The sequence below is a fragment of the Mesorhizobium sp. M1E.F.Ca.ET.041.01.1.1 genome (genome assembly GCF_003997355.1).
In the GTDB taxonomy this organism is placed as follows: Bacteria; Pseudomonadota; Alphaproteobacteria; order Rhizobiales; family Rhizobiaceae; genus Mesorhizobium.
The window spans coordinates 1-1344 of sequence record NZ_RZSL01001006.1 but is presented as its reverse complement, the minus strand read 5'-3'; the positions used below and the strand labels follow the sequence as shown (position 1 = coordinate 1344).

The 1344-nt window shown below is 66.8% G+C and carries 1 protein-coding gene and 1 pseudogene; one reads left to right on the top strand and one right to left on the bottom strand.

The window, feature by feature from the left end; all coding sequences use genetic code 11:
• The coding region (locus EOA38_RS36835; protein ID WP_145966304.1) for a DoxX family protein at positions 1-418 on the top strand (418 nt) is incomplete at its 5' end.
• A gap of 4 nt (positions 419-422) precedes the next feature.
• On the opposite strand, the pseudogene EOA38_RS36830 reads toward EOA38_RS36835, so the two are convergent.
• Positions 423-1344: pseudogene (locus EOA38_RS36830) on the bottom strand (exopolyphosphatase); the annotation flags it as partial.

Here is a 1344-nt window from a genome sequence, read left to right as displayed (position 1 = left end):
CCGCAACGCACTGCTTCTGATCTCGCGGCTCCTGCTTGCCGCGCTTTTCGTGCCGTCGGGATTCCAGGCACTCACCAACATCGCCGGCACCACCAGCTATTTCGCCGGCCTCGGCCTGCCGCTGCCGACTTTAGCCGCCTGGGGCACCGGCCTGTTCGAGCTGATCGCCGGATTACTGATCCTGATCGGCTTCCAGACGCGGATCGTGGCGCTGCTGCTTGCCGCCTTCTCGATCGTCGCCGGCTTCATCGGCCATTACGGCCAGGGCGGCGACGATGCGACTTTAGCCTTCCTGCACCAGCAGATGCTGATGAAGGACATTGCCATTGCCGGCGGCTTCCTGGCGCTCGCCATGGCCGGCGCCGGCGCCTGGTCGGCGGACGGGCGCAGCATTGGCATCGGCGCCGAAGTCACGTGATCCGTTACTTGACGGAAACGCTCGGACCGCCTTCGACCGCCAGCACCAGGCGGCGGTTGGTGATGCGCGCCAGTTGCGCCAGCCGGCCGGCCGGGCGCTCGCCATAGAGGTCGGAGAGCGAGGCCGGCAGCACCAGCGCCAGCGCGCCGTTGCCGCGGCTTTCCCATTTCAGCCTTGGCATCACGCCCGGCATCGCCGCCGTCAGCAGGTAGACGACGCGCATCATCGCCGCCAGCACGCGGGCGCGCTCGAGCATGCGCGACGGCGCCAGCGCCTTGATCTCCGGCGCGATTCCATCGCTGAAGATGCCGTCATGGCGGTAGGCGCTGGCCAGAGCCAGGTAGGCGCGGCCGGGATGGTCGACGCCGATGAAGGAGGCATGCGCGATGATGTTGAGCGACTGCCGTCCGCGATATTCCGGGTGCGCGCGCCAGCCGATATCGGCGAGCAGGCACGCAGCGTGGCGATAGCGCGCCTCGTCCACCGTCTCGTCGATGCCGAAGGCCTTGAAGGCCTTGCCCGTCCATTCGACGAGGTCGTGCGCATGATGGACCGAGCGGGAACGCAATACCGCCAATTCCTCGGCCGCCGAGATCAGCGGATCGGATTTCTGCTCGGCGGCGTCAAGCAGCGAATAGAGGAAGCCCTCGCGCACGCCCTGCGCCGAGACGACGATCTTGGAAGGCTGCATGGCCGCCATGATCTCCTGCAGCACGACGGCGCCGTAAGGCAGCAGCGAGCGGCGGTTCTTGGAGACGCCCTCGATACCCTTGACCTTCTCGATCTCGCCCTTGGCCACCTGCCTAAGGAAGGTCTGGGCGCTGTCGGCGGCGATCTCGTAGTGATGCATGACGCCAAGCGGGTAGTTGTTCATCTCCATGTGCAGGCGGGCGAGGTTTCGCCAGGTGCCGCCGACGGCGTAGAAG